The 5,567-nt window shown below is 59.9% G+C and carries 6 protein-coding genes; 1 reads left to right on the top strand and 5 read right to left on the bottom strand.

Features of this window, described 5'->3' with window-relative positions:
* On the bottom strand, positions 1–1,034 hold a 1,034-nt coding region (locus L9Z73_RS24170), incomplete at its 3' end, for an AlgP family protein (protein WP_247406453.1).
* Positions 1,035–1,226: 192 nt separating this feature from the next.
* On the opposite strand from L9Z73_RS24170, the gene L9Z73_RS24165 reads away from it, so the two are divergent.
* A complete protein-coding gene (locus L9Z73_RS24165; protein ID WP_247406452.1) occupies positions 1,227–1,904 on the top strand; it encodes an FKBP-type peptidyl-prolyl cis-trans isomerase in 678 nt (225 codons plus the stop codon).
* A 53-nt stretch (positions 1,905–1,957) separates the two neighbouring features.
* Here the strand turns inward: L9Z73_RS24165 and rsd are convergent, their stop codons facing one another.
* The 4 genes from rsd to L9Z73_RS24145 all read right to left on the bottom strand — a co-directional run.
* On the bottom strand, positions 1,958–2,416 hold the full coding sequence (gene rsd / locus L9Z73_RS24160) for a sigma D regulator (protein WP_247406450.1): 459 nt from the start codon (positions 2,414–2,416) through the stop codon (positions 1,958–1,960).
* Between the two features lie 209 nt (positions 2,417–2,625).
* Positions 2,626–3,147 (bottom strand): disulfide bond formation protein B, encoded by a 522-nt coding sequence (locus L9Z73_RS24155; protein WP_247406448.1) that lies wholly within the window; start codon positions 3,145–3,147, stop codon positions 2,626–2,628.
* A 237-nt stretch (positions 3,148–3,384) separates the two neighbouring features.
* Positions 3,385–4,626, bottom strand: a complete 1,242-nt coding sequence (locus L9Z73_RS24150; RefSeq protein ID WP_247406447.1) for a heme biosynthesis protein HemY — start codon at positions 4,624–4,626, stop codon at positions 3,385–3,387.
* A 5-nt stretch (positions 4,627–4,631) separates the two neighbouring features.
* The coding region (locus L9Z73_RS24145; RefSeq protein WP_247406445.1) for a uroporphyrinogen-III C-methyltransferase at positions 4,632–5,567 on the bottom strand (936 nt) is incomplete at its 5' end.

Here is a 5,567-nt window from a genome sequence, read left to right as displayed (position 1 = left end):
GGGGCGCTGCTGGCCGATGCGGTTGGAGCGGCGGACGCTGCTGGGGTTGCAGCCGATGCTGCCGGAGTGGCTGGCTTGGCCGGTGCTGGTTTTGCAGCAGCGGCTTTAGCGACTGGCTTAGCAGCTGGCTTTGCGGCAGCGGCTTTGGCAACTGGCTTGGCAGCTGGTTTTGCAGCAGCAGCTTTAGCAACTGGCTTGGCGGCTGGTTTTGCAGCAGCGGCTTTGGCAACTGGCTTGGCGGCTGGTTTTGCAGCAGCGACTTTAGCGACCGGCTTGGCGGCTGGTTTCGCGGCAGCGGCTTTAGCGACCGGCTTGGCGGCTGGTTTTGCAGCAGCGACTTTAGCAACTGGCTTGGCGGCTGGTTTTGCAGCAGCGGCTTTAGCAACTGGCTTGGCGGCTGGTTTTGCGGCAGCAGCTTTAGCAACTGGCTTGGCGGCTGGTTTTGCGGCAGCAGCTTTAGCAACTGGCTTGGCGGCTGGTTTCGCAGCAGCAGCTTTAGCAACTGGCTTGGCGGCTGGTTTTGCGGCAGCAGCTTTAGCAACTGGCTTGGCGGCTGGTTTCGCAGCAGCATTTTTGGCAGCTGGTTTGGCAGCGGCCTTAGCCGGCGTCTTCGCTGCAACGGCTTTTACCGGTGCACGAGCGCCCAGCACTTTCGATACAGCTTCCTTCACACGACCAACGCCCTGGGCCAGTTTCAGGCTTTCTTGAGCATCTTTTTTGAGTTGGGAAATATAGGTGCGGGTTTCGGCTTGGCGATCCTTGAGGGCGTCCAGCAGGTCCTCAAGTTCTTTGACTGCGTCTTTGGCTTTGGCTTGAGCCTTGGCCTTGCCGGCAGTGGCGGCGTCTTGCAGTTTGATGCGGGATTTGTGCAGTTTTTCTTGCGCTTTACCGCGTTGTTTTTCCAACTTGGCGAGCAGTTTTTCTGCATCAGCCAAGGCTTGGGAACACGCGCTTTCCAAATGTTCGAGCAGGCTGCCCGAGAGTTGTTGGAGTAAGTGCAACGGGGTATTTACAGGCTTCTGTTTGGCCGACATGGTTTACCTCCTGGCTGACGTGGGTGCGGCTCATACTAGCCCTCTGCTCTTACCGCCGCTAGCGCATGTTGACAGTATCGTTTGCCTTGCGTTGCACCGTGCGAAAAATCTTATCGATATAACGAAAAACCACGCCACTTTTTACCCACTCACACTGGCATAATCCGTCGCACTTTCGGCTGGAGAAGACCCATGTCGCGTTACCTTTTTCTTGCGCTTGGTTTGGCGATTTCCGTGGCCAATGCAAGCGAGCCTTCGCCGTCCAAAACCACTGCCCCAGACGCGCATGACCTCGCGTACAGCCTGGGCGCCAGCCTCGGTGAGCGGCTGCGACAGGAAGTCCCAGACCTGCAGCTCCAAGCCTTGATCGATGGCCTCAAGCAAGCCTATCAAGGTAAACCGCTGGCGCTGGATAACGCGCGCATCGAACAGATCCTGGCGCAACATGAAGCGCAGGACGAAGCCGATATTCAGGCACCGCAAAGTGAAAAAGCCCTGACGGCCGAACAGCAGTTTTTGACCCAGGAAAAAGCCGCGAACGGCGTGCGCGAATTGGCCGATGGCGTTCTGCTCACCGAGTTGACGCCCGGGACCGGCAATAAACCGTTGGCCAATGATGAGGTTCAGGTGAAATACGTGGGGCGATTGCCCGATGGGACGGTGTTCGATCAAAGCACCCAGGCGCAATGGTTTCGACTAGACAGTGTGATCAGCGGCTGGAGCAGCGCGCTGCAACAGATGCCGGTGGGCGCGAAATGGCGCCTGGTGATTCCGTCGGCACAGGCCTATGGCGCCGACGGTGCCGGTGCGTTGATCCCGCCTTACACACCCCTGGTATTCGAGATCGAATTGCTCGGCACCCGGCATTGACCCAATAAAAAACGGTGCGTCATGCGCACCGTTTTTTTATCTCACACCAAGGGTCAGGCCTGAGCGACAGCCACATCCCGGTGAGCATTGTGCAGCACTTCGATCAGGCAATCCTCAAGCTCGAAACGCTCATGGAGCAGGCCACCCAGCTCTTTGAATTTTTCCGCAACACACTTGCCGGCATCACACAGGTCATTGAACGCCAGCAGCTTCTCGGTGATCACATCGATGCGTGGGTAGAGGGTATCGGCCAATTCAAGACCGCGTTGATCGTCGAAGGCTTCAGCCTCCTTGGTCAGTTGCTCGTAGATGCCGAAATGACCGGCAGACACGTAGTCCACCAACACACCGCAAAACGCCTGCAACGGCTTGCGATTCTTCGTCAATGCTTCGGGCTTCGCGCCGAGAGCATCAAACGCCCGAACCAGTTCGTGGCGTGCCTTCAGCCAGCTGTCGATCAGCTTGTGCACCCCACCCCAGCGTTCCTGAGCATTCTGACAACTTTCCAGCATGATGATCTCTCTTCCCTATAGGGGGCGCTGCCGCTGTGTGCCCGCGCAATACTTCAAAGATAAAGCGGCAGCCGGACAAAGCCGTATCTGACAACGGTTTCAATAACGCATGCGGGCCAGATTATGCCCGCATGACTATGGCTTCAAGGTACGCAGGAGAGAAAGTTCATACAAGTGTTTAATCCCGTCCTACAACCTGCGACCGGTTTTCAGCGTCTCGACAGGCGCAACGGTTGGCTGAATATCAGCCGTGAAAATTGCATGAAGCCCAGGATCAGCATCGCCACGAAAAACAACAGACTCCACTCCGGAAGGCTCAAATCGAACAGGGTCCAGGTGATTTCCACGCAGTCGACGGTGCCGTTGAAGATCGAGCGCAGCGCCTGCGAAAAAGACAGGCTTTCGAGCATGTACTGCAAGCTGGGCCAACAATCGCTGGCCTGATCCGCCGTGGTGTTCTGCAATAGCACCTGGCGCACGGCGGTAATTGCGCCAAGCGCGGCACAGCCTGTGCTCGCCAGCCCATACCCATAGACACCGTAGCGTTTGGGGTTATGCACAGCCGCTACCAGGTTGATCAACGTAAAGGTGGCGAGGAATAGCCGTTGTACCTGGCACAGAAAGCAGGGCCGCAGCAGCGCGCCATATTCCAGGTAGAAAGACGCACCCAACGTCAGCGCACCGGCCATGAACGCCAGGAAAAACAAGGAGCGTGAGGGGGCCAAAGACATTGTTTATCCGTACCGCGAGAGATAGGCCGTTACGGTAGAGGAAAGGCCTGACCCCTTTCAATACGCGTTAGAGCAGACAATTCCGCGAAAACGTAGGGACATCCCGCCAGAACTTGGAGGACATAACCTGACGCAACGTAGGAATGTATTACATACCCAGTTAAACCGAGTCTTTACACAGAACCAAAAGGTTGGCTGTCGGACGCATCCGAGCCAACCCTCGCACCACTTCCTACTTCAACCCTGCGCCGGCACGGGTAACGGTGAGGCGAGCAAACGGTTGTCCAGCAGGCCCAAGCCTTCCTGGAACAACTGGTTGCTGCGCTCGGTGTCACCCAACTGGGCCAGCAGGCGTGCCAGTTCGGCACACGCCTCGGGGTTGCGCTGCACCTGCAGGCTGCTTTCCAGGTAGTCCCGCGCCTTGCCCCACAGACTGTTTTGCAGGCACAGGCGACCCAGGGTCAACAGCAAGCTGGCATCACCGGGATGGTCCTTGAGCCAGCCCTCGGCAAACTTCAACTGGCGGGCCGGGTCACTGCCGCGCAACAGGCCATACAGGCGGATCAGATGGCTGTCATAAGCCCGCTTGATCGCGCCGCGCAACACTTCCTCGGCCTTGGCATCAGCGCCCAACTGGCGCAGTTGCTCGGCGTAGGCCAACACCAATTGCGGCTCCTGGCGTTGGGCGGACGTCAGTTGTTGCCAGGCGCGCTCAAGCGCCTGCAAACCCGCTTCGCCCTGCTCTTCACGCTGGACGGCCAGGCTCAGGTTTTCACCCCAGGCACGGCGCTCCAGCTCGGCCAATTCGCCGGCCGGCAACACTTTGTCCTTACGCAGCTCAGGCAACAAACGAATCACTGACGACCAATCGCCCCGCTGCTGATGCAAGCGTTGCAACTGGCGCAGCACTTGGGCGTTATGGGGATGACGCTCGTGCATGGCCTGCAGGGTGGTCAGCGCGCCGTCGGTATCGCCACGGTCCATCTGCAATTGCGCATGGCTCAAGGCAACCGCCAGTTCGGCCTGGGGCTGACGCTCGAGGGCGCGCTCCAGCAAACCGTCGCACGCTTCATATCGCCCTTGCTCATTCGCCGCCCGGGCCGCGCCAAGGTAATACAGCAACGGCTGGCGTTCGGCTTCGGCGGCACGATGCAGGTGGCGTTCGGCACTGGCCCAGCGGCCTTCGGCGAGGTCCATCTGGCCCTGCTCGATCGCGATCTGCACGCGACGGCTGCGGTTACGCCGCGACCACGGGTTGACCACGCCGCCCGAGGAGCTCAGCAGGCTCAACAGGACACGAATCAGGTAGATCGCCAGGCCGATGACAAACACCGCCACCAGGGTGGCCCACAGACTCGACTCGTAATGCAGCAGATGGGGATAGGTAATCAGCACGTAGCCGGTGTGTTTCGAAATGCCCACAGCCAGCGCCAGGGCGATCGCAATCGCCAGCACCAGGATCACATAGAAACGCTTCATCGGCTCTACTCCTGGCTCGCCGGCGTGCCAGCCGAAGCCTTGGCTTCGTCGGCAGGCGAGTGACGACGTTCAAGGTATGCCTGCACGGCGGCCAGGCTGGCAGCCAGGTCCGGGGTCACAACCGAGACAGCCTTGGGCTCAAGCTCGGCGATACGCGCCAGCATCGCTTTGCTCTGTGGGTTGTCCTGGTTGAAGTTGTCCTGCAACACGCTGCGCGCCTCACCCAGCGAACGGCTGTACACCGCCGATTCACCATTGAGCGCAGCCCACTGCGCTTGCTCGAGGGCCAGGCTCAGGGCCAGGCGCACCTGGTTCAGGCCTTGGCCGGCGAGCAGCGGGCGAATGTTGTCATCCGGGTTGAAGTCGATACGGAAGTAACGCGAGAGCTGCTCCCACCATTGGCTCAAGCGGTTTTCCGTATCGGTCGTCGGACGCCCTTGGGGCGCCGGTTCCTGAAGCTGGTACTCCGGCGCGATTGCCGCCAGTTGCACGACTTGATCACGCAAGGCCGCGAGTTGCAGGTACAGCCCGGTACGGTCCGGCTGTTCGGTACTGCGCAACGCGGCAAGGCTCTTGGCCAATTGCTCGCGCGCGGCGTAGGAACCCGGATCGCTCTGCTCGCGAAGAATCTCGTCGGCGCCCTGGACCAGCGACTGCGCGCTGTTGATATCCTGCAGGGCAGACAAGCGCAAACTCGCTAGACGAATCAAGTGTTCGGCTTCAGCCAGGCGCCAGTCCTTGCGGCTGGCTCCCAGTACGGTTTCCAGGCGCTGGCCCAGACGCTGCTGATCGCCCTGCAACTGCGCCACCAGGCGGCGGCGCTCTTCCAGCTCGTCGGCACCCGGCAGTTGCGCCAGGCGTGCCGCCAACTGTTGCTGGCTTTGCTTGAGGGTCTGGGACTGGTCGTCGAGGGTCTGTACCTGGCTCAGCTGTAAGGACTG

This window comes from Pseudomonas emilianonis (genome assembly GCF_023072625.1).
Lineage (GTDB): Bacteria > Pseudomonadota > Gammaproteobacteria > Pseudomonadales > Pseudomonadaceae > Aquipseudomonas > Aquipseudomonas paraveronii.
This window is presented reverse-complemented; position numbering and strand designations above follow the sequence as displayed.